1 protein-coding gene and 1 pseudogene are annotated in these 781 nt (G+C 29.4%); one reads left to right on the forward strand and one right to left on the reverse strand.

Annotation, left to right across the window (positions count from 1 at the left end):
* Positions 1-186: 186 nt before the first annotated feature.
* Positions 187-507: a hypothetical protein gene (locus BN202_RS08965; protein ID WP_019220307.1), complete on the reverse strand. Its 321-nt coding sequence runs from the start codon at positions 505-507 to the stop codon at positions 187-189.
* Positions 508-573: 66 nt separating this feature from the next.
* Here BN202_RS08965 and BN202_RS10105 point away from each other — a divergent pair.
* Positions 574-781, forward strand: a pseudogene (locus tag BN202_RS10105) (hypothetical protein); the annotation flags it as partial.

Below are 781 nucleotides of genomic sequence, written 5' to 3' on the forward strand. Positions count from 1 at the left end.
AAATTAATACGTTTTTCGTAATGATATGTCAATAGATAAAATACGAAAAACGTATTTTATTTTTATAAACCTATTCAAATTTGTTTATTATCATTAATGTTAATGAGGTGTTTATGATAGAAAATACAAGAGAAAAGCAGCTATGCATCATGCTAAATAAATTAACTGAATGTGAAAAAAAAGCTTTTATGAACTTCTTGCTGCGAGCAGAGATTTTAAAAGATCCTCGACAATCTTCTTTTCAGAATCATTCGCTTGTGAATATAAATAAAGAAAATCATCAGAATACGATCCAGAAATAGGTGAAGAATCCTTAAAAAACTCCATAATCTTCACTAATTCATCAGCCTTAATATCTCTCATTTCCCTATTTGTATTAAGATTAATCATATTAGATATAGCTGGTCTTCTTATACCAAGATGGGCGGCAAGCTTGGCTTGGCTCCCTCGTCCCATTTTATCAAGCTCTTTTCTTATCCAAATTTTTAGCTCTTTTTGCCTAATCATAATTAAGTTTATTCCTTATTTTTAAAGTTCTTACAATATAAAAAATATAACAATACGTTTTTCGTATTGACTAAATATTTTGTATATCGTATTTTTATCGCTATGATAAAAACATATACGAAAACCGCAAAACTCATAGTTGAGTATCTAGGTGGACATAAAAAAGTTGCCAATATTGTTAATCGCAATGTTATTGTGGTTAGAAAATGGACTTACCCTTTTGAAAAACGAGAGGGGAAAGGCGGAATTATACCTGCAAAATACCAAGTTATAC

It is taken from the genome of Bartonella florencae (assembly GCF_000312525.1).
Classification (GTDB): domain Bacteria; phylum Pseudomonadota; class Alphaproteobacteria; order Rhizobiales; family Rhizobiaceae; genus Bartonella; species Bartonella florencae.